The following is a 24221-nucleotide window of genomic DNA, read 5'->3' as shown; positions in this document are numbered from 1 at the left end:
GTGATGCCAGGGACCTGCGGGCAGGCCGCGTCCCCCCTGCGTCAGCTGATATGCACGGCCTTCGTGATCAGATGCGCGGCGATGCCTTCGGGGCCATCCTCGGATCCGTGGCCGCTGTCCTTGACCCCACCGAACGGGCTGTCGGGATAGCTGAGCCTGACAGTGTTGATCGCGATCATGCCCGCCTCGATCGCGTCGCCGAGCATGTTCTGGCGACGACCATTCTCGGTGAAGCAATAGGCCGCGAGCCCGAACGGCAGGCGGTTCGCTTCGGCAACCGCGTCCTCGTCGGACTCGAACCGGCTCAGCAACGCGAGCGGGCCGAACGGCTCCTCGTTCATCGCGCGCGCCGACAGCGGAACGTCGGCCAGCACCGTCGGCTGGAAGAAGAAGCCGCCTTCGCCGCCATAGTCGCCACCCGCCAACAGCTTGGCACCGTTGCCGGTCGCCTCGCCCACGAGCTCGGCGATCGCGTCGGGGCGGCGGGCATTGGCCATCGGGCCCATCTGGCTCGCCGCATCCATGCCGTCACCGATCTTGAGTGCGCGGGTCCGCTCTGCGAAGCCCGCGGCAAAACGGTCGTAGATACCGTCCTGAACGTGGAAGCGCGTCGGCGCGACACATACCTGGCCTGCGTTGCGAAACTTGTGCGCGACCAGCGTATCGAGCGTCTTCTCCAGATCGCAATCGTCGAACACCAGCACCGGGCCGTGGCCGCCAAGCTCCATCGTCGTCCGCATCATCGTATCGGCCGCCAGCTTCATCAGCGCCTTGCCGACCGGCACTGATCCGGTGAAGCTCAGCTTGCGCGTGATCGGCGAGGCGAGCAGTTGGCGCGACACCATGTCGGGGACGCCGAACACGCACTGCGCGACGTCGCCCGGCAGTCCGGCGTCCTGGAAACAGCGCATGACCTCGACCGCGCTACCGGCGGTTTCCTCCGATGGCTTGATGATGATCGAGCAGCCTGCCGCCACCGCGGGCGCGATCTTGCGCACGACGTTCATGATCGGGAAGTTCCACGCGCAGAAGGCCGCGACCGGACCGACCGGCTGATGCAGCACCAGGCTGCGCGTCCCCGACGGGCGCGGCAGGACGCGACCATAGATGCGTTGGGCCTCGGCCGCGTGGAATTCGAGCAGGGCCGCCGCAAACGCGACCTCGCCCTTCGCCTCGGCCCGGATCTTGCCTTGCTCCAGCGTGGCGATGCGGGCGATATGGTCGCCGCGCTCGCGCAACAGCTGCGCGGTCCGAACCAGGATCGCGGCGCGCTTTTCCGGGGGCGTCGCACGCCACGCGATGAAACCGCGCTGCGTCGCTTCGAGCGCGCGATCGAGATCCGCTGCAGTGGCGAGCGGCAGCGCCGCCTGGCCCGCACCGGTCGCCGGATTGAGCACGTCGCGCGTATCGCGACCGTCGCCGCTCAGCCATTCGCCGGCGATATACAGGCCCAATTTGGTGTCATAGGCGGTGGTCATGCGTCGTCTCCTTGTTGGCGCTGCAGCTGGGCGATCATGTCGTTGGTGCCGGCGGCGGCTGTAAGTCCCCGCGATCCATCACGAGATCGCGCGTGGCAACCGCCGGACCGGTCGAGCGCGATCCCGCTCATATCCCGACCCGAGAACCGCGGCCGCGCGGTATCGTGGCGATGACGCCGGGGCTCAGAGGCCGAGTTCCGTCAGGCCGGGGTGGTCCGCCGGTCGGACGCCGGCGCGATCCCAGTGGAACAGCCGGTCGTTCGCCTCGATGGCGACGTCGTTGATGCTCGCATGCCGTTCGCGCATCAGTCCGTGCTCGTCGAACGCCCAATTCTCGTTGCCATAGGATCGGAACCACGTGCCGGCGCTGTCGTGCCATTCATAGGCGAAACGCACGGCGATCCGGTCGTCGGTGAATGCCCAAAGCTCCTTGATCAGGCGATACTCCTGCTCACGGGTCCATTTATCGGTCAGGAACGCCTCGATCGCCGCACGACCGGTGAGGAACACGTCGCGGTTTCGCCAGACGCTATCGATCGTATAGGCGGTGGCGACGCGTGCCGGATCGCGGCCATTCCAGCCGTCCTCGGCCGCGCGGACTTTCTGGGTCGCCGACGCGACGGTAAACGGTGGTACGGGTAGGCGACTGTGCGTCATGACATGTCCAAACGGCTCGTTTCCGGCCACCGCTATATCCTGCCCGCGCGCGACGACAAACGCCGATCGGCGCGTATCGACGCTAGATCACCCCGCTCACAGGCCCTTGCAGCGCGTAATAGCGTTCCTCGGCGATCCGCCCGGTCCGCTCGATCATCGCCTCGACGCCACCGAACTGGAAGCCGAGTTGCGACGTGTAGGCGGCACAGGCGGCGATACGCCGCGCGCGCGTTTCGGGCGTGAGGCGTTCGATCACCGCCGGCTCGGCGGCAACGCGGGCTTCGCGATCGGCATAGGGCCAGTCTTCCCACAACAGCACGGCCTGCGCGGCGCAGGTCTGCCGCATCGCGTCCAGAACGACGTGGTGGTCGACGTGATGGCCGAGGCACAATGGTCCGAGGACGAGATCCGGCCGTTCCGCGGCGAGCAGCCCGGTCAGTGCCGTCGCAACATCGTCGACGATCCGGTCGTCGGGCAGTCGCGCGGCGAACAGCATCGCGGCCGATGTATAGCCCCGGTGCGGCGCCTCGAGAAACGGCAGGTGGACCGCGCGTGCGCCCAGTGCCGCGCACGCCGCGTGATCCTCGGCCCGGCGCAGCGCCATGTAATCGACGTCGGCGCCCAGCCCCTTGTCGAGCTGGCACGCCAACGCGAACCCGGTCGGCTGCGCGACGTTGCCGGTGAAGCACGTCGCGACAGTGACGTCCCACCCCTGATCGACCCGCGACGCCAGCAGCCCGCCGGCGGAAAAGGCGGCGTCGTCGAGGTGGGGCGATATCGCGAGCAGCTTCATCGACCGGTCACAGCAGATGCGGCTCGCTGCGGAAGCGGCAGGGCGTCATCGGCAGCGCCGTTTCGAAGGCGGCTTGCGGACGGCTGCGCAGCCCACGGTAGATCCCGACGATCTGCTGCCCGACCGCGTCCCAGCTATACACGCGGCGGCATTCTGCCAAAGCAGCCGTCGCAAGGCGCGTGCGAAGGGCCGTATCGGTGATGACGCGGGTCAGCGAAGCCGCCAGCGCCGGCACGTCGCCGGGATCGGTCAGCAGGCCGTTCTCGTCGTGACGGACGCAATCGACCACGCCCACGGCGTGGCACGAGACGACCGCAAGGCCGCATGCCATCGCCTCGAGAATGGTGTTCGAGAACCCCTCGGCATAGGTCGGCGACACGAACACGTCGTGCGCGCGGTAGAGTTCGGGGACCGCGTCATAGTCCGCATAGCCGCTGAACGTCACGCGGTCGGTCAGCGAGAGGTCGGTCGCGAGCGCGTGGGCGGCCTCGACGTCGGGACCGATGCCGGAGATGGTCGCGTGCCACTCGCCGCGCACGTCGGGTAGCGCCTTGAGGAAGTCGAGCACGCCTTTGCGGCGGTCGACGCGGCCGTGATAGAGCAGCCGGACGGGACCTTCGGGCGCGGCATTCGATGCCGGCGTGAAATGGTCGGTATCGACCGCCCCCGGCACGATCGTGAACCGGTCGAGCGCGGTGCCCAGCCGGTCGTGGACCTCGCCCGCGAAACTGTTGCCGCCGATCAGCAGCGCGCCCGCATGGTCGAGCACGCGCACCATCGCGAGCCGGTGCGTCTCGCAGCACGAGCCGACCCAATGCCCGTCGCCGCCCTGGATCGACACGACGCAGGGCAGGCCGAGGCGCCGGGCTGCGATCATCGTCGCCCATCCGGTCGGATAGCCATACTGCGCGTGGAGCATGTCGAACGGATGCACCGCATGGTCAAAGGCGATGGCCTCGACGAGGGTGTCGATATCGCGTTCGAAATCACCACCAGCCTGTTCGCCCAGCGCCTCCAGGCCGACGACGCGCACGCCCGGCACCGGGGGCGGGGGACCGCCTCCATAAACGCGTGCCCGCGCCGGATCGCCGTAATATTGGCTGATCATCGTCACGTCGTGGCCCGCCGCGACGAGTTGCCGCAACAGGTTGATCGCGTAGATCGACATCCCCGATATCGCCGGGAAAAAACGCCGCGAGACGAAGCAGATCCGCATCAGCCGCACGCCCGAAGATAGGCGATCGACTCGGGAATGGCCTGGTGTGCGCGCGGGCTTTCCCGCGACAGTTCGACGCAGACGAGGCGGTCGAAGCCGATCGACTCCAACGCAGCCAGGATCGCCGGAATATCCATGTCGCCCTGGCCGAAGGGAAGGTGCGTGTGATCGCCGCGGCGCATGTCCTCGACCGCGACCGTCCCGAGGCGGTCGGCATAGGCGCGTACAGCGGCATCGGGGGCGATATCCTGCGTGACGAGGCAGTGCCCGGTATCGAGCGCGAGCCGCAGGTCGGGATGGCGGAGCGCGAGCCGGTCATAATCCGCAACGGTCTCGATCAGCATGCCGGGTTCGGGCTCCAGGCTGACGGGTATCCCGGTTCGCGCGGCGTGCTCGACGATCCGGCCAAGCCCCGCGTCGAGCCAGTCGAGCGCATCCGCGTGGTGCACGTCGGGCTTCGGCACGCCCGCCCAGAACGACACGGTTTCCGAATTCAGGATCGCGGCAATCTCCAGCGCACGGGCTAGGAACGCCACGCGCCGATCGCGACCGGCAGGATCGGCGGTGACCAGCGTCGGCTCATGCTTGTCGCGCGGGTCGAGCAGGTACCGCGCACCGGTCTCGATCACCGAACCCAGCCCGAGCGACCGCAGCAACGCGCCGACGCGCTCCGCCTCGCGGGCCCAATCGTCGGCAAACGGGTCGAGGTGGTGGTGATCCAGCGTCAGCGCGACGCCGTCATAGCCCGCATCGGCGATCAGATGCAGCGCATCGTCGAGCCGGTGGTTGGCCGCACCGTTGGTGTTGTAGGCGAAACGCAGCGTCATCGCGCCGCCTCCGTCTCGACGCTCTGTTCCGACCACGCGACGTGATGCGCTTCGGGCTCGCGGTAGAGCGGGTAGAGCGGTCCGACGATCGCGTCGGCCATCGCGGTGTCGAAGAAGGGCTGGCCGCCCAGCCGGGTCACGGCTTCGTCGGTCAGGCGAACGGGACGTCGCGTCGCGCTCTCCTCGCCGCCGAAGCTGACCAACGGGCTGTCGAGCGCGGCCAGCTTGGCGACGTTGCGCTCGCCGATCCGGTAATAGCTCATCGTCTCGACTTCCATGCCGGGCACGATCACCTTGACGACCGCGACGCTGGCGTCGGCGGGGGACATATCGACGTAGAGGATGTCGAACCCGGCCGCCTCGACCGCCTCCCTCGCAAGCTGCCCGCGCGCCCGTGCATCGGGCACGTCGGCGCGCGGCAGGTCGGCGAAGGCGCGACGGCTGCGCTCGGCGAGCATCGTGTCGGCCAGCCATGCGCGCAGCGTCGCGGCATCGACATCGGTCCAGCGCCGCATCTCGGCGAAGGCGCGACCGTCGCTCGATTTGGCGGCACCGCCGGCCTGCGCCATGAACCGGTCGACATACCCGCGCGGGGCGATCGACCTGGCGAGCGCCATCGGGCCGTGTGCGAACGCTTTGCGCGCGCGACTGGCGGCATATTCGGCGATCGCCTTCGCCAATGCCTGCACCGCGTCGGGATGCGCCGCCTCGCCGCAAGCCGTCGCCATGATCGGTACGGCGGGCTCGCGCGCATCGACGCCGACGCAATAGACGTTCGCCATGCCGAACTCGTCGGTGGCGAATTTCGGGATCACGCGGATGCCGGCCGCGGCGAACCGGTTGATCAGGTCGCCGATCTCGCCGGGCAGGCTTTCAGGCAGGTCGATCGCGACGCCGCGGTCGAGCGCGCGGAACAGCAGCCCGTTGCCGTCGCGCTGGAGGATTTCGCACAGCCCGTGGCCGATCGCCCAGTCGAGGTCCGGCCCTGCGCCCATCCCGTTGGAGATGATGGTCGTGAACGGCACATAGCCGGGGTCGAGTTCCTTGGCCGAATAGGCGGCAAGGTCGATCGGCACGAGGACGCTAGATCCGTCCGCCCACCGCCGGGCCTCGACCCAGTCGAGCGGCGTGTCGCGGCCGACCGGCGAACCGGCAGGCAGGCACAGCGTCAGCGGGTCGGCGATCCCGCGCACGCCGCGTTCGCGGACGAGGTCGGCATAGCTGCCCTGCGTCTTGCCGCGCGCCGACAGGGTGAGCGTCGGCCAGACCATCTCGGCGATCTCGCCCAGCGCGCCCAGGATCGCAGCCTCGTCGGTCGCGCCATAGCCCACGCCGTACGGCATGATGCCGTCGAGGTCGGCGGTCTCCGGGAACAGCGCGACCACCCAGACGGGTATGCCGACGCGGTCGACGCCGTCGATCGGAAACGCGACGATGTCGCCGTCGGGAAATGCATCGAGATACAGATGGCAGGCTGCACCGAGTTGCTCGGGAAGGCCGGTGATGCTGCGTGTCATAGCGGGATCCTCTTCACGCCCGGCGCGCGGGACAGCGCCTCGTCCAGCACCGCGACGGCGACGTCGCGGCCGACTTCGGGGGCATATTCGAACGGGGTCAGGACGGCGTCGAACGCCAGTGGCGCGATCACGTCTCGGTACTGGCGGATCTCGCCATGCGTCAGCGGGATGTCCTTATGGAACGCCTTGTGGCTCGAAATCGCGTGGCTGATGCCCGCCTCGTCCTGGTCGATCTTGAACATGTCGCCACAGAACAGGCGGCGGCCGACCGCGTCGTGGAGTGCTGCCTGGCCCTCGTAATGGCCACCGACGTGATGCAGCGTGTATCCCGGCGCGATCTCCAGCACGTCGTCATACGGCGTCGTGACCCGGAACGCCTTGGTCATGCCGAGGTCGTCCTTGTGGATCGCGAGCATCTCAGGCGCACACTCTCGCTGGAGCTGGAACAGCGCGCCATAGCCATGCGCGTGGCTGGCCGCGAGATAGCGGATCCCGCCGAGCCGCGCGATCTGCGCGAGCATCGCGGCGGAGTAATAGGGCGCGGCTTCGAACGCGATGTTGCCGCCCTCGCGCACGATCAGCCAGCCGGTGCCGCCGAGCCCGAGCTGCGGCGTGGTGGTGAAGGCCCAGAGGTCGTCGGCCACCTGTCGCCAGCTGCCGTCGTGACTCGCGGCGACGTCGCTTTCGGGCAGGAAGCACCAGCCATCCTCGGGCAGGTCGTTGCGCGTATCGTTGCACACCGGGCAATCCGCGGGCGCGAAATGGCGTTGCCAGAAGCCGCAATGCGCGCAGGCATACCAGCTCAAAGGCATGATCGCGCCTCGGTATAGGCGGCGTCGAAAAGGCGCATCAGTGACAAGTCCCGGTCGATGGAAAAATCATGCGCCTCGCCGCGGATCGCGGCGGCGAACGCGGCGGCCTGTGCGGCAAACGGCGAAAGGTGCGCGTCGAAGGGGAGGGCGGTCTCGTTCCCGGTTCGCGCGCAACGGCGGATCACGGTGCCGCCCTCGGTCTGGCCCATCGTGTCGGTGGCGACCAGCAGGCCGTCCTCGCCGAGGATTTCCAGCCGGCGGCGGGGCAGCACTTCTGGGTAGTTATAGGCGACATGGCTCTGGACCAGCACGCCGCCTGCGGTGCGTCCCGACAGGATGCCGCCATCGTCGACCGGATAGTCGTGGATGCGCCGTTGCAGGTCGATATGCAGACGCGCGAGCGGCTCGTCGACCAGCAGCGCCGCCAGATCGAGACCGTGCAGCGCGAGGTCGATGACTGCACCGCCGCCCGCCGCCGCCGGATCGGCGCGCCAGTTGCAGCCATCGCCTGCGTCGGACGGTGACCAGCTCGGGTCGACCCAACACGCATAGACGATCCGCACCGCGATCGGGCGGCCGATCGCACCGTCGCGGATCGCCTGCGCCATCGCCCGGTGCGCGGGGTGGTGACGCTGGTCGAACGCGGTGCCGTAGAGATGTCCCTTAACCGCGGTACCGATCGCCTCCGAGTCGGCGAGCGTCGCGGCGATCGGCTTTTCGCACAGCACCGGCACGCCCGCCGCGACGGCGGCCCGCACCGGATCGGCATGAAGATTGTTGGGCGTGGCGACGTAGATGCAATCGAGCGCGGCGTCGGCCAGCATCGCTTTGGCCGTATCATAAGCGAGAATGCCACCCGACATCGCGCTGGCCTGCGCCATCGGCGACGGGTCGGCGATCGCGACCAGCGTTCCTCCCGATGCCGCGATCCCCGGCGCCATGTAATCGCGCGCGACCCAGCCGAAGCCGACGATCCCCCAGCGCATACTCACCACCGCGCCGGCAGGTCGAGCACGCGACGGTTCCGCGCGTCGTCGCCGTCGTCCGACAGCCATGTGCACGTATCGCCATATTCCGCCCGGTAGCGATCGGAGGGCCAGCGCGGGCTGTCGCCGTCGAGCAACGGATTCGGCTTCAGAACCGCATCGGCGACGGGCATCACCAGCCCGCCGCTCAGCGGGCGCGTGACGCCGCCATCCGCTTCGACAATCGACCAAGCCTCGATAGCGGGATCGTCGGACCACCGGGTCGAGGCAGGCGCATCCGCGGCAAGCAACGCTCGCCGCAACTCGCGCTCGTCATAAACGATCGCATCGGGGAACAGCGCAGCCCATTCGGCCCCGGCGCGCGCCGGTCCCATCGCACCGCCGGCGACCGCGGCATTGTGGAGGTGGCTGACCGCCAGCACGCCACCGGGCCTGACGGACGCGCGCAGCAGCCCGGCGACCCGCGGCTGATCGGGCAGGAAATAGAATGCGTCGTGGCATCCGACGAGGTCGAAGCGCTGCGTCTCGACCGGCCAGCCCGCGGCGGCGTCGAACACGACATACTCCGCCTCGGGCGCGACCCAGTGCTTCGCCAGCCAGCATTTCGAGAACACGACGTCCGCGCCGACGCACGCGACGCCGCGGGCGGACAATTCTCGCAGATAATGGCCGATCCCGCAGGCCAGCTCGAACGCGGTATCCGGCCGCCGCCAGTGCGCTTCGACCAGCGCAAGCCCTGCCAGATAGGTCGGGTCGCTCCAGCGATGCGCGAAATAATCGGCGACCGGCCCCATCCGCAGCAACGCCATCGCCGCGCGCAGCGACAGCGTATTGCGTTCGCGGACGAGGCGTTTCAGCTCGCGAAGATCGGTCGCCGGGCCGGTCCACCACGCATCCTGGTCGGTCAGCAGCGCAACCAGCGCATCGTCCGGACAGTCCGCATCGAGATGGTCGAGCGCCACCGCCACCAGCCCCTCGCTGTCGGTCCGCAGATACGGGATCCCGTCGACCACCGGCCAGCGCTCGCCGGGTGCGGCCAGCGAATGCGGTGTGTCGGCGACGAGCGGCCGTCCGGTCAGGGGAGAGCGATAGGTCACAACAGGCCGACATCCGCCAGCACGCGGTCGTGGAAGTCCTTCACGGGACCCGCATGCACGAGTTCGTAGGTGTGGAGGACCGTGTCCATCGTCGCCGAGGCGGCGCGCGTGTGCTGTTCGATCTCCAGCACGCGGTCGAGCACGTCGGCGGCATGGAACGCGCGCGCCGCCGGGGTCACTTCGCCGGCGATCGGCGCGATCGCCGCGCGGACCTGCGTTGCCACCGCCGGATCGAGCATCGCCATCGCCTGTTCGCGCGCACCGTCGATCACGCGGTCGAGCAGGTCGCCGAGCAGCACCTCGCCGGTGAACCCCGCATCGGGCATTGCCGCATTGTGGAAATGATGCGCCATCGATGCGAGGAACACCTCTGCGGGATCCGCGCCGTACGAGGGCGCGGCGATCACACCGTACACCGCGACGACCAGGCAATGCTCGGCATGGTTCTCGGATGGCTGGAGCAACAGCCGCGGCCGACCCGGACAGGTAACGCCCGCACGTGGCTGCGTCGCGAGCTGGGTAACGAACCGTGGTACCGGCCCGGCCGCCGGTGCGCCCTCGGCCAGCGCGCTGCGCAAATCGGCTGCCAGCGCCGGGTCGATCTGCACCGCGATCTCGTCGAACCCGCGTTCGAGCACGGCGCAGGCTTCGGCATCCGACAACCCAAGCTCGGCCAGCGTGGCGCGGTCCAGATCGCCCAGTCGTGCCGCGGCAAGCGCAGCGGCGACGGTCCGCCGCATCACCGTCTCCGGAACCTCGCCCGCCGCCAGCGCCGCCCAGCCGCGCGCGAACAGCCGTTCCGCGATCGACCCGTCGCGATCCGCCGACCGGATCCGCTTCAGGTCGCCAAGCTCGCGCAACAGCGGCAGGTGCGCCGCGCCAAACGTCACCGGCGATCGAGCCACGTATCGAGGATCAACTGCTGCTCGCCGAACGCGTGGATCGGCTCGCCGCCGTCGGCGGTCTGCGGCATTTTGAAGAAGATCCCCATCTGGTCCTGCACGCCGCCTTCGCCGCGCGTCTGCGCCAGCGCCAAACAGCGCGCTATCTCGATCGCGAGCGGGGCGGCCAGCACCGAATCCTTGCACAGGAAATTCAGCTTCAGCTGCATCTTCTGACCCAGGAAGCCGGTCAGGTCGATGTTGTCCCACGCTTCCTTGTTGTCGCCGCGCGGCTTGTAATAATGGATCATGATGATGTGATCCTCGACCGGATAGCCGAGGATCTGGTCGAGCACCGACTTCTTGGTGTCGACCTTGGAGGCGAGGCTCTTGGGATCGTCGAGCGCGAGGCCGTCCGAATTGCCGAGGATGTTGGTCGAGAACCAGCCATCGACGTGCAGCGCCCGATCGCGCAACGCCGGCGCGATCACGGTCTTCAGCAGCGTTTGGCCGGTCTTGCCGTCCTTGCCGGCGATCGGCACGCCGCGCTGGCGGGCGAGCTCGGCGAGCGGCGCGACATCGGCGGCGACCGACGGCGTGAAATTGGCGTAGGGCGTGTCGCTCGCGATCGCGGCATAGGCATAGAGCATCGCCGGGCTGATCGCCGCGTCGTCGGTATCGAGACCGCGCTCGAAACCCTCGACGCTGGTCAGCGCATCGGCCCCCAGATCGGCCTTGCGCTCGGTCGAGGCGAGATTGATCATCACCACCCGGTCGAGATTCTGCTCGGTCTTGAAGCGCGCCAGATCATCCTGGATGTGCTGGACCGCCGCACGGTGACCGGGCGCTGCGATCTTGTTGGCGCCGTCGATGTTCGCACAGAAATCGGTCGATCCGACCGCGGGCCAGGGCCGCATGTCCGCGAGGCTGGACGCACCGTTGGCAAGCTCGCTTTCGCTCAGCACGCCGTGCTTCAACGCGGCGGTGGCGAGGTCGTCATGGCTGAGGTCCCAACCGCCGAAATGGAGATCGCGGTAGGCCGCCATGCCCTCGACGTCGCGGCTGGCGAGCGGCAGGCCCGACAGGTCGTTCGACCCGGCGCGGATCATCGCGATCCCCGCCGCGGCGGTGGTGGCCACCGCGCCATTCAGTCCGATCACTGCGATCCCGACCCGTTCGCCCATAGCTGCGTCCTCTCAAAATAGAGGGCGTGGCTAGCCAACCGATAGGCAAAGTCCACAAATGTCTGCGTAAACCGACGCTAAAGTGCTCGGGCGATTACATATGTTTCCGTATTGCGCACACGATGATCGGTCGGCGGTTGGGGGCAAATGCGGTTGCAGTGCGAAGGCCGTTACGCCGCGCCACGTCTTGGCATTCGACGCGTCCCACCGGGCAAAACCGCGGCTATCCATCGCACCCTGATCCGAAACATGCACGGCACCCGCCCTTCGACTGGCAAAGTAATCTTTGTTACTTTGCGGGGCCGGTGGCGACCTTGTCTGCTTCTGCCAGCAGCAGCGAGATCGTCTAGAGACCCGCCAGCTCCAGCGCCGCGGCAATCTCGGGATCGAGCGCGACATCGGCGTTCGGGCTAAGCCGATTGAGGGCCGTATGGATCCGGCTTTGCGCGACCTGCAGCGTCTTGTGCCGGACCTGGCGGATCGCATTGGTGCGCCCTGATCGGCTTTCTCCCAGCAACGCCTCCCATTTCGCTTCTTCCGTTGCAAGAATGGCCAGAGCGAGCCGCAAGCCGTCGCGTCGGCCATGGGCATAGTCGTCCGTCGACGGTTGGCGCGGCAGAGGCGTCTTCATTCGATCGTGGTCCCTTGGCGCATCAGTAAGTCGCGTTTTCCCGTCGGCGTCGCACGCTCGCGTAGCATGTCGAGCGTCATCGGGCGAAAATCACACGGGTCGACGCCGACATCGAACTGGCGCAGCACCGGCTTGAGCGTGCCGTGGCTATGCCCGTGCAGATTGATCGACCGGCGATGCTGCCCGTTCCAGCGGCTGAACGGGTAATGGCACAGCACGAGCGCGGTCCCGTCGAGCGTCAGTTCGGCGTAATCCTGCACGCTGGCCCACCCTTCGGCCGCGCCGGTTGCGGGCGGATCGTTGTTCCCCCGGATCAGATGCTTGGTCCCGTGCAATTGTGCCAGCAGGTCGGATACGTACGACGGGCGGCGCGCGACATCGCCGAGATGCCACACCGTGTCCGCGGGACCAACGACCGCGTTCCAGCCGGTGACGATCGCAGCGTCCATTTCGGCGACGCTGGCAAACGGACGACGATGAATATTGAGCGTTCGATGATCGCCGAAATGCGTATCTGCCGTGAAATACACAGTCATCCGACGCTCACAGCATCTCGAGTGGACGACGCGTCCGTGGCGGTGCGAACGCGGTATCGAGCGCGGCCAGATCGTCCGGCGACAGCCGCAGGTCCGCCGCACCACGATTGTCCTGCACATGCGCCACCGTGCCGGCCTTCGGAATTGCGATGACGCCGTCATGGTTCAGCACCCAGGCGAGCGCGACCTGCGCCGGGCTCGCGCCGATCGTCCGCGCGATCCGCGCCAATGTCGGATCTGCGATCAACCGGCCCTGCTCGACCGGGCTATAGGCCATTACCGGGATGCCGTGCTCGGCCAGCCACGGCATCAGGTCGAGTTCGGGCCCGCGCCGCGAGAGATTGTAGAGGATCTGGTCGGTCGCACAGCGATCGCCGCCACCCTCGATCAGTTCGGCCATGTCGTCGGTATCGAGATTGCTCACGCCCCAATGGCGGATCTTGCCCGCCGCCTTGAGCGCATCCATCGCCTCGACCGTCTCGGCGAGCGGCACCGATCCGCGCCAGTGCAGCAGGTACAGGTCGAGCCGGTCGGTCCCCAGCCGCTTGAGGCTCGCTTCGCACGCCGCCGCCAGCCGCTTACGCGATGCGTTCTGCGGATACGCCTTGCTGACGAGGAACAGGTCGTCGCGCACGGTGCCCAGCGCTTCGCCGATCAGCGTCTCGGCCGCGCCATCGCCATACATTTCCGCGGTGTCGATCAGCGTCATGCCTAGCTCTACGCCGTGGCGCAGCGCGGCGATCTCGTCGGCACGGTGCGCGGCGTGCTCACCCATCATCCAGCTACCCTGGCCAAGCGCCGGTATCGTTTCTCCGCCTGGAAGCGTCACGCTCTTCATGGTCTGTCTCTCGAGATATCGGTTCCAGAGGATAACGCGGAAGGGACCGTTCGGGCGCATCGCTCCACCCAGTCTCCGCAATGTCGACCCGCTCCGTCATAGGGCGGACGCAGATCAGCCGGGCAGATCAGTGGGGCAGGGCGGCAGTCGAGGACGAAAACGGCCGGGCCTTCGCACGCTTGCCCCACAGCTTGTTCGGCTGCGCGCCCATCACGAACCGCAATTCTCCACCCTGCCGGATTTCGTCGTCGCGCAGATAGCTGCGGGTGAGGGGCGTGCCGTTCAGCGTGACCGACCGGATATACGGGTTCGCATCCGACAGATTGTCCGTCCGGATCGCGAATTGCTTGCCGCCGGGCAGCGCCAGCGTCGCCTGCGACAGGAACGGGCGACCGATGACATACTCGTTCGACCCCGGCGCGACCGGGTAGAAACCGAGCGCGGTGAAGACGAGCCATGCTGACATCTGGCCGAGATCGTCGTTGCCGCTGAGTCCCTCTGGCTTGGCGCCGTATTGGCTCTGCACGATCTGCCCGAGCCGCTCCTGCGTCCGCCACGGTGCGCCGGCGTAACTGTAGAGATAGGCGACGTGGTGGCTCGGTTCGTTGCCATGGATATATTGGCCGATCAGCCCGGCGATATCCTCCGCATGGCTGTAATCGACCTTCGAATTGTCGAAGTCGAACATCGCATCGAGCTTCTTCACGGTCTTCGCATCGCCGCCGAGCAGCCGGAACAGCCCCGCCTGATCCTGCGGCACGAACCAGCTATATTGCCACGCATTGCCCTCCGTATAATCGGAGCCGTAGTTGATCGCGGTCGGATCGAACGGCGTGCGGAAGGTTCCGTTCGCAAGCCGTGCGCGCAGCCATCCGGACTTTGCGTCGAAGCTGTTGCGCCAATTGCCCGCGCGCTTCTCGAACCGCTCGGCGATCTCGGTCTTGCCCATGCGGCGCGCCATTCGCGCGATGGTCCAGTCGTCATAGGCATATTCGACGGTCTTCGAGGCCGCCTCCGGCTCCTTGTCGATCGGCACGTAGCCGCGCTGGATATACTCGCCGAGGCCGCCATAGGAGGCGTGGTCGGCACTCGCGACCATCGCCTGCAACGCGGCGTCCGCGTCGAAGCCGCCGATGCCCTTCATATACGCGTCGGCGATGACGGGGACGGCGTGATAACCGATCATCGTCCACGTCTCGCGCCCTGCGAACTGCCAGACCGGCAGGATTCCGTCGGGGCTATGCTGCTGGCTGGCGATCAGCGAGCGGACGATATCGGTGTTGGTCTTCTCCGGCTGGATCAGCGTCAGCAGCGGATGTTCGGCGCGGAACGTGTCCCATAGCGAAAAGGTCGAGCGGACCGTGAATCCGTCGGCCCGATGAACCTGATCGTCGGGCCCGCGATACCGCCCATCGCTATCGCTCCAGACGCTCGGCGCGAGCAGGCTGTGGTACAACGCGGTCGCGAAGATCCGGCGCATCGGGGCCGGGGCCTCGAACTTGACCGCGCCCAGCGCAGTATCCCAGTCGCCCTGCGTCTTGGTGCGGACCGCGTCGAAGCCGCCGGGCTCGCTGTCCAGATTGGCGAGCGCTCCGGCCTCGTCGACCCCCGATATCCCGACCTTCACTTCGAGCGGAGCATCGAGCTGACCGAAATCGAGCCGCGCTTCGAGTGCCTGACCGAGTTTCTCCGCTAGCGTATCGCTGCCACGGCCCGGACCCTGGAAACCCTTGTACGCGATGTCCTTCTCACGGTTGACCAGCGCATGGCCGATCAGCGGCGCGGAGAACCGCATCGCGAAGTAGAGTTTGCGCCCGGGCGCCCAGCCGCGCGTCTCGCGGAAGCCGGTGAGCACGCCGTTGTCCCGCATGTGCAGCCCCGACCACAGGATCTTGCCGGGGTAATTATAGAGCGAAGACCGCAGATCGACCACGATATGCGCGGCCTTGCCCTTGGGAAAGCTGTAGCGATGCACGCCGATCCGCGTTCCCGCCGTCATTTCTGCACGCACGCCGGGACCGTCCAGCGTGACCGCGTAATAGCCCGGTTTGGCGACCTCGCTGGCGTGCGAAAAGCGTGAGCGATAGCCGGGCGCGGCGGGCGTGCCGGGGTCCATTGGCACGGTGTCGCCCGACACCGGCATGACGAGGATGTCGCCGAGATCGGAATGCCCTGCGCCCGAGAAATGCGTGTGGCTGAACCCCTCGATCGTCGGATCGTCGTAGCGATATCCTGCGGCGTGGCCGTAACAGGTGCGGATCACGCATGACGTATCGGTATCCGGGGACAACTGCACCATGCCGAACGGCGCGACCGCTCCCGGGAACGTATGGCCTTCGCCCCCCGTGCCGATGAACGGATCGACTGCATCGCTCGGTTTGGCCGCGTCCTGGGCGAAAGCGCTGGTGGAGAGAAACAAACCCAGTAAGGCGCCCGCAAGGCGTGATCGCTTGAAAACCGACATCTAGATCGCCCGTACGGAGGAAGGGATTGCCGCGGAATATTGCAGGCGATCGTCGATCTGAGAAGCGCCGCCCGATTTAATCGGTCAGCGAGCCGAAACTGGCTGTGCAGTGCTGCCGCGAACGATGAGTTCGTGATCGAGCGTGACCTGTCGCGACGGGCTGTCGATGCCGTGCAATATGTCGACGAGCAGTTCGACGGTGCGGCGGCCGATCATCGCCTTGGGCTGCGCGATAGTGGTCAGCGGCGGCTGAAAATAGCGCGCGAGCGGGAGGTCGTCGAAGCCGATGACGGAGACGTCCTTCGGGCATGACAGCCCTGCGTCGCCGATCGCGCTGAGCGCGCCCATTGCCATCTCGTCGCTGAAGCAGAAGATCGCGGTCACGTCCTGCGCGATCAGGTCGCGGGTATGGTCGATGGCCGAGCCGGCGGAATAGTCGCCGACGCGGATGTGCAGGCCGTCGCGCAGGTTGGCGCGGGTCGCGGCATCGATCGCCCCGGCAAGGCGGTCGCGGCTAATCGGGCTGATCTCGGGGCCGGTGACGACGCCGATCCTGCGGTGGCCGAGGCCGACGAGATGATCGATTGCATCGGCGCTCGCTGCGGCATTGTCGATGTGGACACTCGGGACACCCAGATCGGAGCTGTATTCACAGCCGTTGACGATCGGAGCGGCGGCACCCTTGCGCGCCATCAGCGGGGCGAGGCTGGTTGGCAGGCGGTGGCCTAGGAAGATCAGCCCGTCGACTTCGCGGCGGGAGAGCATGTCGGCATATTGGTCTTCAACGTACGGATCGTGCCGCGTGTCGCCGACCACGACCGAATATCCCGCGTCCCGTGCGGCCTCTTCGGCGCCGCGGATGACGCTGGCGAAGAACGCGTTCGAGATATCGGGGACGGTCAGCAGGATCTTCGCCGCGCGCAACGTCCGCAGGCTCCGCGCGGCGACGTTGGGCACGTAGCCCGATTCGCGGACCACCGCGAGCACCCGCAGGCGGGTATCCTCGGACACCTGTTCGGGCCGGCTCAATACGCGCGACACGGTTGCGGTAGAGACGCCCGCGAGTGCGGCCACTTCGATGATCGTCGGCATAAGGTCGTCATGGATCCGGTCGTCGGCACTGTCGATATATATCCGATGTAATCCTTTACATTCGTTTCGCGGCTCCGTAGCTTCATGTCCGACAAGCAGGCAAACTGCGAGCGGAGAGGTAACGAATGGCGAGTGCAGATACTGGGTCCCAGGCCATGCCAGCCGGCCTGCTGACCGGCCGCCTGAGCGCCATGATGTTCATGCAGTTCTTCGTATGGGGCGCCTGGACCGTAACCCTCGGCCTCGTCATGCAGACCGTCGGCATCGGCAACCTGATCGGCAACGCGTTTTCGGTCGGCCCGATCGCGTCGATCGTCGGCTCGTTCCTGCTCGGCATGGCGGCGGCTCGGTACGTCAGCCCGCGGATGCTGATGGTGATCCTGCACCTGGTCGGCGGCGTGCTGCTGTTCGTGCTGCCATCGCTGGTGACGCCGGAGAATGGCCGGACCTTCGTCTGGCTGCTGCTCTGCTACATGATCCTCTACATGCCGACGGTCGGCCTCGCGAATACGATCGCGCTGAAGAGCTTCGGCGAGCGGACCGACAAATTCCCGTTCGTCCGCGCGTTCGGTACGCTCGGCTGGATCACGGCGGGGCTGATCATCGGCTGGGCGGGGCTGTCGGCGAGCCCTGAGATCTTCCGCGTCGCCGCAGTCGTCTCGATCGCGCTGGGCCTCTACAGCTTCACGCTGCCGAACGTCACCGCGGACGCGCCGCGTGACGAGAGCGTGCTGCGACAGGTGTTCTGCGTCGAGGCGTTCGGACTACTCAAGCAGCGCTCGTTCCTGATCTTCATGACGTGCGCGACTTTAATCTCGATCCCGCTGGCGATGTATTACGCCTATGCCTCGCCCTATGTCGGCGCGACCGGCATCAGCAATGTCGGCGGCACGCTGGCGATCGGGCAGATGTCCGAACTCGTGTTCATGTTCTCGATGCCGTGGCTGTATCGCCGGTTCGGCGTGAAGCCACTGCTGCTGGTCGGGATGGCCGCATGGGCGTTGCGCTACGCCTTGTTCGCGATCGGCGATGGCGGTTCGTCGATTTGGGCGGTGTATCTCGGCGTCGCGCTGCACGGCGTGTGCTATGATTTCTTCTTCGTCGCCGGCGCGATCTACACCGGCACGATCGCCACGCCCAAGGGCGTCAACGCGCAGGCGCAGGGCATGCTGACGCTGTTCACCTACGGCGTCGGCATGCTGCTCGGGTCGCAGATCGGCGCGCTTCTGTATGCGCAACTGCCAGCCTCGCCGACCATCGCCGACTGGCAGCATATGTGGTGGTATCCCGCGATCGCCGCGGCCGTGATCGCGCTGCTGTTCCAGTTCACCTTCCGCGACGACACCAGAAAGAGTGCAGCATGACCGGCATGAAGGGCCCCGGGATATTCCTCGCCCAGTTCCTCGGCGACGAGGCTCCGTTCGATACGCTCGACGCACTGGCCGAATGGGCGGCTGGGCTCGGTTATGTCGGCGTCCAGATCCCCTGCAACGCGCAGTTGATCGACCTGAAGCTCGCCGCCGAGAGCAAGACGTACTGCGACGATCTGCGCGGCCGCCTTGCCAAACACGGCATCGAGGTCACCGAACTGTCGACGCATCTGCAAGGCCAGCTCGTCGCCGTCCACCCGGCGTACGACACGCTGTTCGACGGCTTCGCGCCCCCTGAAGTCCACGGCAAGCCCGCCGAGCGCCAGCTTTGGGCGGTCGAGCAGGTTAAGCTCGCCGCGCGCGCCAGCGCCAATCTGGGCCTGTCCGCGCACGCCACCTTCTCTGGCGCACTGGCTTGGCCGTACGTGTATCCGTGGCCGCAACGCCCCGCCGGGTTGATCGAGGAGGCCTTTGCCGAACTCGCCCGCCGCTGGACCCCGATCCTCGACGTGTTCGAGGAATCCGGCGTCGATTGCGCGTTCGAGGTCCATCCTGGCGAAGACATCCATGACGGCGCGACCTGGGAACGCTTCCTCGCCGCGGTCGACAACCATCAGCGCGCGCGCCTGCTGTTCGATCCGTCGCATTTCGTGTTGCAGCAGCTCGATTATCTCGACTTCATCGACCGCTATCACGACCGGATCTCGTGCTTCCACGTCAAGGATGCCGAGTTCAACCCGACCGGCCGAACCGGCGTGTACGGCGGGTACGAGAACTGGGTCGATCGCGCCGGCCGGTTCCGCTCGCTGGGCGACGGGCAGGTCGATTTCTCCGCGATCTTCAGCAAGATGGCGCAATATTGCTATGACGGCTGGGCGGTGCTCGAATGGGAGTGCGCGCTGAAACGGTCCGACGACGGCGCACGCGAAGGCGCGCCGTTCATCCGCGACCACATGATCCGCCGGGGCGAACGCGCGTTCGACGATTTCGCCGCCAGCGGCGTCGATCGCGCCGCCATCCGCAAGCTGCTCGGGCTGTCGGAGGAACGCGCATGAGCCGCCTCCGTCTCGGCATGGTCGGCGGTGGGGAGGGGGCCTTTATCGGCGCCGTCCACCGGATGGCAGCCGCGCTCGACGGCGATTGGGACCTCGTCGCGGGCGCGTTCAGCACCGACGCCGGCCGCAACACGCGCACCGGTGCCCTGCTCAACCTGGATCCACAGCGCGTCTATCCGTCGATCGACGCGATGATCGCAAACGAGCGAAACCTACCCGCGGACCAGCGTATCGACGCGCTCGCGGTCGTCACGCCGAACCATCTCCACGCCCCGATGGCGATCGCCGCGCTGAACGCCGGCTTCCACGTGTTCTGCGAAAAGCCGATGGCGATGAGCGTGGTCGAGTCCGAGGCGATCGCCGCCGCCGCCAAGGCGAGCGACCGCCACTTCGCACTGGCCTTCACGTACAGCGGCTATCCGCTGATCGAAGACGCGCGCGCGCGCGTCGAACGCGGAGATTTCGGCGCGATCCGTCTGGTCCAGGTCGAATATCTGCAAGGCTGGCTCAGCCAGCCGATCGACACCGACGGTAACAAGCAGGCGGAGTGGCGCACCGATCCCGCCCGCGCCGGGCTCGGTGGCTGCCTCGGCGACATCGGCACGCACGCGTTCCAGCTCGCCGAGCATGTCTCCGGCCTGTCGGTACACTCGGTTTCCGCGGACCTGACGACGCATGTTGACGGTCGTCGGCTCGATGACGACGTCAGCGCGCTGCTCCGGTTCGAGAGCGGTGCCCGCGGCGTGCTCAAGGCGACCCAGGTCGCGGCGGGCGAGGAGAACGGGCTGCGACTGCGCATCCACGGCGAACGCGGCGGGCTGGACTGGTCGCAGATGGAACCCAACACGCTGACGCTCCGCTGGCTCGACCGCCCCGCCGAGATCGTGCGGACCGGTGGTCCCGGCATGCTCGACGCGACCACCTCGCTGGTGCGTACACCTGCCGGTCATCCCGAGGGCTATATCGAGGCTTTCGGCAATCTTTACCGCGCGTTCGCCTCGGCGATCCGCGGCGATCAAGACGGCCGCTGGTTTCCGGGCGTGACCGATGGCCTGCGCACGATGCGCTTCATCGAGGCGGTGATCGCCAACGCCGGCGCAGACCAGAAATGGACTTTAGTAAATCCGGGAGAGAATGAATGAAGCTGCTCATGGCTCTGGTCGCGGGAAGTATCGCGGCAGTTGCGGCAGTCACGGTCTCAGCGCCGACCACCGCGCAATCCACCGCTGCTGCACCGCCGGCCTTCGCCGCGTGCCGCGCGTGCCACACCGTCGTGAAGGGCGGCAAGAACGGCATCGGCCCGAACCTGTACGGCGTGGTTGGCCGTGCCGCCGCCGCGACACCCGGCTTCAACTACTCGCCGGCGATGAAGGCATCGAAGCTGCGCTGGGACGAGAAGACGCTCAACGACTATCTCGCCGCACCGCAGAAGAAGGTGCCGGGCACGCGCATGCCGATCGCGACGCCCGATGCCGCCAAGCGCGCGACGATCATCGCCTACCTCAAGGCCGAGGGCTCGAAATGATGGTAATGGTCGCATGACGCTCTCCCGCCGAAACCTGCTCGGGGCCGGGCTCGCGGCCGGTGCCGCCGCGTCGCTGGTGCCGGGCATGGCCGGGGGGCAACGCCGCAGCTCGAACGCCGCGCGCTTCTCGCTCGGCTACGCGCCGCACGAGGGCAGCTTCGCCAGCCGCGGCGGGCGGATCGAACAGATCGCCTACGCCGCCGATCAGGGCTTCACCGCCTGGGAGGACAACGAGGCGGCGACGCGGTCGGTGGCCGAGCAGGAGCAGATGGCCAAGGCGCTCGCGCAGCGCGGCATGACGATGGGCGTGTTCGTCGCCAGCATGCCCAAATGGTCGAAGTCGCGGCCGTTGCTCGGCGCGACCGACGGCGCCGAACGCGAGGCGTTCCTCGCCGATATCCGCGCCTCGCTCGAGGTCGCCAAGCGACTGAACGCGAAGCGGATGACCGTCGTCACCGGGTTCATGGACCCGAAGGTTCCGGTGGATATCCAGACCGCGCGCGTGATCGACGTGATGCGCCGCGCCGGCGATATCGTCGCGCCATCGGGGGCGGCGATGGTGATGGAGCCGCTCAACACGCGGACCAACCATCCGGGCGTCTATATGCAGACGATCTCGCAGGGCTATGCGGTGGCGCGCGGTGCCAACAGCCCGGCGGTCAAGGTGCTCGCCGATCTGTATCACGAGCAGATCCAGTCGGGGAACCTGATCCCGACGCTCGACACGTGCTGGAACGAGATCGGCTATATCCAGTTCGGCGATAATCCGGGCCGTAACGAACCATCGACCGGCGAGATCAACTACGCCTCGATCGTGAAGTGGCTGCGGGCAAAGCGCTATTCGGGCGTGATCGGCATGGAACACGGCAATTCGATCGCCGGGCGAGCGGGCGAGGATCGCCTGATCGCCGCCTATCGCGAAATCGACTCGGTATGACGGCGATGGGCATGAAGCCGATCAGCAGGAAGGGGATAGGGATGAGGGGAACAAGCATGAAAACCTGTTTGATGGCGAGCGTCGCCACGGCGATGACGCTGATGGCGACGGGGTCGGTCGCGGCGCAGGAGAAGCCCGGCTTCAAGGACACGCCGATGCTGCCCGGTGGCCAATGGCGCGTTCATGGCGCCGACCGCCCTGCGCCGGTCGTCGTCGCACCGGCCGCGACCCCCGGTGGTCCGCCCGCCGATGCGGTCGTGCTGTTCGACGGGCGTTCGCTCGATGCATGGAAGCCCGATCGGATCGCCTGGCCGATCGCGGACGGTGCGCTGACGATCCCGTCGCGTGCGAAGAGCGGCGGTGAGAACAACCTCGTCTCGAAACAGAGCTTCGGCGACGTGCAGATGCATCTCGAATTCCGCTCGCCAAACCCGCCGACCAAGACCTCGCAGGATCGCGGCAACAGCGGCATCTGGTTCATGCAGCGCTACGAACTGCAGATCCTCGATGGCTCGCAGAACCCGACCTATGCCGATGGCACGGTCGGCGCGGTCTATGGCTGGAAGCCGCCACTGGTGAACGCCTCGCGTCGCCCCGGCGAATGGCAGACCTACGATATCGTGTTCGAGCGACCCCGCTTCGCCGCCGACGGTAGCCTGGTCCGCCCCGCCTATGTCACCGCGCTGCTGAACGGCGTGCTCGTCCAGAACCACCAGGCGATGCTCGGCACGACCATCTGGCGACAGGTCGCGAGTTACAAGGCGCACGCCGATGCCGCGCCGATCCAGCTTCAGGATCACGATTCGCCGGTGTCGTTCCGCAACATCTGGGTTCGTCCGTTGCCCGAGGCGGCGATCGCACAGGACCTGAAGAAGGACGGTAAATGATCGATCGTAGAACTGCACTCGCGGGCGTCGTCGCCATGTTCGGCACGGCCCTGTACGCGCCGATCGCGCGCGCCGCCGGCGTCGCGCAGGCGCCCGGCGCGGCCGCCGCCGGCATCCCCGTCATCAGCGAGGGCCCGCCCAGCGTCGCGGTCTTCACGGCTCCCCAGCGCGCGCTGATGACCGCACTCAGCGAACGCGTGCTGCCGACCACCGATACGCCGGGCGCGATCGCCGCCGGCGTCCCGGCCTATATCGAGAAGCTGCTCGCCGATTGGGCCCTGCCGGCCGATCGCGTGCCGATCCTGGCCGGGCTCGACGCGATCGAGGCCCGCAGCCTGAAGGACTATAAGGTCGCCGGTGCGAAGGCGACGACCGCGCAGCAGGATGCGCTGCTCACGCTCGCGATGAACGACCAGATCCCGTCCGGCGGCGTCTTTTTCGAGGCGTTCCGGCAGCTCGTCGTCACCGGCTATTACACCTCCGAAATCGGCATGACGCAGGAGCGCGAATATCTGCCGGTGCCGGGCGAGTATAACGGCCAGTTCCCCTATTCCCAGGTCAGCAAGGTGTATTCCGCATGATCCTCAACCGTAGAAACCTGCTCGCGGGCTCCGGTGCGGTCGCAGCGCTCGCGTTCGTGCCCACCGCGTCGGCCGCCCAGTTGAAGGCGATCGGCCTGCAACTCTACACGATCCGCGAGATCTTCGCGAAGGACCCGGTCGGCACGCTCGGCAAGGTCGCGCAGATCGGCTACCGCGAAGTCGAGTTCGGCGGTGGCGGCTATGACGGCATGGACCATGCGATGCTGCGCCGGACGATGGACAAGCTCGGCCTGACCGCGCCCTCGGTACATATCGGCTACGACGCGCTGCTCAAGCAGTTCGACCAGTCGGTGACGATGGCCAAGACGCTCGGCGCGACCACGGTCGTGCTGCCGTACATGACCGCCGAGCATCGCAACGAGGCGGGCTGGAACGCGGCGCTGCCGAACTTCAACCGGTTCGCGACCGAACTGAAGAAGGCCGGGCTGGGCTTTGCCTATCACAACCATGATTTCGAGTTCACGACCAAGCCGGGCGGGGTCAGCCTGTACGACCGGTTGCTCAAGGAGACCGACCCCGCGCTCGTGAAGGTGGAACTCGATCTCTATTGGGCGCTGCATGCCGGCGAAAACCTGTCGACGCTGATCGAGCGCTTGGCGCCGCGGCTCTACGCCTATCACGTCAAGGACATGCGCCCCGACCGGAGCATGACCGCGGTCGGGCAGGGCACGATCGATTTCGGCGCGCTGTTCAAGCTGAAGGGCAGCGCTGGCGTGCGGCATTTCTATGTCGAGAACGACGAGGCTCCCGCGCCTTATCTGCCCGACATCACCACGAGTTTCCGGACACTGCGCGCGCTTCGTTTTTAAATGGGGGCGCTTCTGACGGGGCGTGTT

At 67.1% G+C, this 24221-nt stretch carries 24 protein-coding genes; 8 read left to right on the top strand and 16 right to left on the bottom strand.

Going from position 1 to position 24221, the window contains the following annotated elements; translation table 11 throughout:
• Nucleotides 1-41: 41 nt before the first annotated feature.
• The 16 genes from SPHN_RS02370 to SPHN_RS02295 all read right to left on the bottom strand — a co-directional run bounded on the left by SPHN_RS02370 (nt 42) and on the right by SPHN_RS02295 (nt 17009).
• A complete protein-coding gene (locus SPHN_RS02370; protein WP_248520865.1) occupies nt 42-1478 on the bottom strand; it encodes an NAD-dependent succinate-semialdehyde dehydrogenase in 1437 nt (478 codons plus the stop codon).
• Between the two features lie 183 nt (nt 1479-1661).
• Nucleotides 1662-2135 (bottom strand): DUF1348 family protein, encoded by a 474-nt coding sequence (locus tag SPHN_RS02365; protein ID WP_248520864.1) that lies wholly within the window; start codon nt 2133-2135, stop codon nt 1662-1664.
• An 82-nt stretch (nt 2136-2217) separates the two neighbouring features.
• A complete protein-coding gene (locus SPHN_RS02360) occupies nt 2218-2928 on the bottom strand; it encodes a PIG-L deacetylase family protein (protein ID WP_248520863.1) in 711 nt (236 codons plus the stop codon).
• A gap of 7 nt (nt 2929-2935) precedes the next feature.
• Nucleotides 2936-4096 carry a glycosyltransferase family 4 protein gene (locus SPHN_RS02355; protein WP_248520862.1) on the bottom strand — a complete coding sequence of 387 codons (1161 nt, stop codon included), beginning with the start codon at nt 4094-4096 and terminating at the stop codon, nt 2936-2938.
• A 47-nt stretch (nt 4097-4143) separates the two neighbouring features.
• Nucleotides 4144-4971: a sugar phosphate isomerase/epimerase family protein gene (locus tag SPHN_RS02350; RefSeq protein WP_248520861.1), complete on the bottom strand. Its 828-nt coding sequence runs from the start codon at nt 4969-4971 to the stop codon at nt 4144-4146.
• Nucleotides 4968-6488, bottom strand: coding sequence for a YcaO-like family protein (locus SPHN_RS02345; RefSeq protein WP_248520860.1), 1521 nt, complete (start codon nt 6486-6488; stop codon nt 4968-4970). The genes SPHN_RS02350 and SPHN_RS02345 overlap by 4 nt, the downstream gene beginning before the upstream one ends.
• A complete protein-coding gene (locus SPHN_RS02340; RefSeq protein ID WP_248520859.1) occupies nt 6485-7300 on the bottom strand; it encodes a hypothetical protein in 816 nt (271 codons plus the stop codon). The genes SPHN_RS02345 and SPHN_RS02340 overlap by 4 nt, the downstream gene beginning before the upstream one ends.
• Nucleotides 7291-8286, bottom strand: coding sequence for a Gfo/Idh/MocA family protein (locus SPHN_RS02335; protein WP_248521460.1), 996 nt, complete (start codon nt 8284-8286; stop codon nt 7291-7293). Before SPHN_RS02335 ends, SPHN_RS02340 begins: the two co-directional genes overlap by 10 nt.
• Nucleotides 8287-8288: 2 nt before the next feature.
• Nucleotides 8289-9383, bottom strand: a complete 1095-nt coding sequence (locus SPHN_RS02330) for a class I SAM-dependent methyltransferase (RefSeq protein WP_248520858.1) — start codon at nt 9381-9383, stop codon at nt 8289-8291.
• The gene (locus SPHN_RS02325) at nt 9380-10273 is read right to left on the bottom strand and encodes a hypothetical protein (RefSeq protein ID WP_248520857.1); all 894 of its coding nucleotides are present in this window, start codon (nt 10271-10273) and stop codon (nt 9380-9382) included. The genes SPHN_RS02330 and SPHN_RS02325 overlap by 4 nt, the downstream gene beginning before the upstream one ends.
• Complete coding sequence (locus SPHN_RS02320; RefSeq protein WP_248520856.1) at nt 10270-11448, bottom strand: inositol-3-phosphate synthase; 1179 nt, start codon at nt 11446-11448, stop codon at nt 10270-10272. Before SPHN_RS02320 ends, SPHN_RS02325 begins: the two co-directional genes overlap by 4 nt.
• A gap of 346 nt (nt 11449-11794) precedes the next feature.
• Nucleotides 11795-12079 (bottom strand): hypothetical protein, encoded by a 285-nt coding sequence (locus tag SPHN_RS02315; protein WP_248520855.1) that lies wholly within the window; start codon nt 12077-12079, stop codon nt 11795-11797.
• Nucleotides 12076-12615: a metallophosphoesterase family protein gene (locus tag SPHN_RS02310; protein ID WP_248520854.1), complete on the bottom strand. Its 540-nt coding sequence runs from the start codon at nt 12613-12615 to the stop codon at nt 12076-12078. The genes SPHN_RS02315 and SPHN_RS02310 overlap by 4 nt, the downstream gene beginning before the upstream one ends.
• A gap of 7 nt (nt 12616-12622) precedes the next feature.
• Complete coding sequence (locus SPHN_RS02305) at nt 12623-13453, bottom strand: aldo/keto reductase (protein ID WP_248520853.1); 831 nt, start codon at nt 13451-13453, stop codon at nt 12623-12625.
• Nucleotides 13454-13580: 127 nt separating this feature from the next.
• Nucleotides 13581-15917 (bottom strand): GH92 family glycosyl hydrolase, encoded by a 2337-nt coding sequence (locus SPHN_RS02300; RefSeq protein ID WP_248520852.1) that lies wholly within the window; start codon nt 15915-15917, stop codon nt 13581-13583.
• 84 nt (nt 15918-16001) lie between these two features.
• Nucleotides 16002-17009, bottom strand: coding sequence for a LacI family DNA-binding transcriptional regulator (locus SPHN_RS02295; RefSeq protein ID WP_248520851.1), 1008 nt, complete (start codon nt 17007-17009; stop codon nt 16002-16004).
• 155 nt (nt 17010-17164) lie between these two features.
• Between SPHN_RS02295 and SPHN_RS02290 the strand changes: the two genes are divergently transcribed.
• From SPHN_RS02290 to SPHN_RS02255, 8 genes are all read left to right on the top strand, one after another.
• Nucleotides 17165-18373, top strand: coding sequence for an MFS transporter (locus tag SPHN_RS02290; RefSeq protein WP_235982673.1), 1209 nt, complete (start codon nt 17165-17167; stop codon nt 18371-18373).
• A complete protein-coding gene (locus SPHN_RS02285; RefSeq protein WP_248520850.1) occupies nt 18370-19434 on the top strand; it encodes a sugar phosphate isomerase/epimerase family protein in 1065 nt (354 codons plus the stop codon). The genes SPHN_RS02290 and SPHN_RS02285 overlap by 4 nt, the downstream gene beginning before the upstream one ends.
• Nucleotides 19431-20576: a Gfo/Idh/MocA family protein gene (locus SPHN_RS02280; RefSeq protein WP_248520849.1), complete on the top strand. Its 1146-nt coding sequence runs from the start codon at nt 19431-19433 to the stop codon at nt 20574-20576. The genes SPHN_RS02285 and SPHN_RS02280 overlap by 4 nt, the downstream gene beginning before the upstream one ends.
• Nucleotides 20573-20959 (top strand): c-type cytochrome, encoded by a 387-nt coding sequence (locus SPHN_RS02275; RefSeq protein ID WP_248520848.1) that lies wholly within the window; start codon nt 20573-20575, stop codon nt 20957-20959. The genes SPHN_RS02280 and SPHN_RS02275 overlap by 4 nt, the downstream gene beginning before the upstream one ends.
• Before the next feature lie 13 nt (nt 20960-20972).
• Entirely contained in the window at nt 20973-21896 is a 924-nt protein-coding gene (locus SPHN_RS02270) for a hydroxypyruvate isomerase family protein (RefSeq protein ID WP_248520847.1), read from the top strand.
• 71 nt (nt 21897-21967) lie between these two features.
• Nucleotides 21968-22783 carry a 3-keto-disaccharide hydrolase gene (locus tag SPHN_RS02265; RefSeq protein ID WP_349238460.1) on the top strand — a complete coding sequence of 272 codons (816 nt, stop codon included), beginning with the start codon at nt 21968-21970 and terminating at the stop codon, nt 22781-22783.
• Nucleotides 22780-23364: a gluconate 2-dehydrogenase subunit 3 family protein gene (locus SPHN_RS02260; protein WP_248520845.1), complete on the top strand. Its 585-nt coding sequence runs from the start codon at nt 22780-22782 to the stop codon at nt 23362-23364. The genes SPHN_RS02265 and SPHN_RS02260 overlap by 4 nt, the downstream gene beginning before the upstream one ends.
• Nucleotides 23361-24194 carry a sugar phosphate isomerase/epimerase family protein gene (locus SPHN_RS02255; protein ID WP_187503239.1) on the top strand — a complete coding sequence of 278 codons (834 nt, stop codon included), beginning with the start codon at nt 23361-23363 and terminating at the stop codon, nt 24192-24194. Before SPHN_RS02260 ends, SPHN_RS02255 begins: the two co-directional genes overlap by 4 nt.
• Nucleotides 24195-24221 lie beyond the last annotated feature (27 nt).

Origin of the sequence: Sphingomonas faeni (assembly GCF_023195535.1) — a bacterium.
GTDB lineage: Bacteria > Pseudomonadota > Alphaproteobacteria > Sphingomonadales > Sphingomonadaceae > Sphingomonas > Sphingomonas faeni_B.
This window is presented reverse-complemented; position numbering and strand designations above follow the sequence as displayed.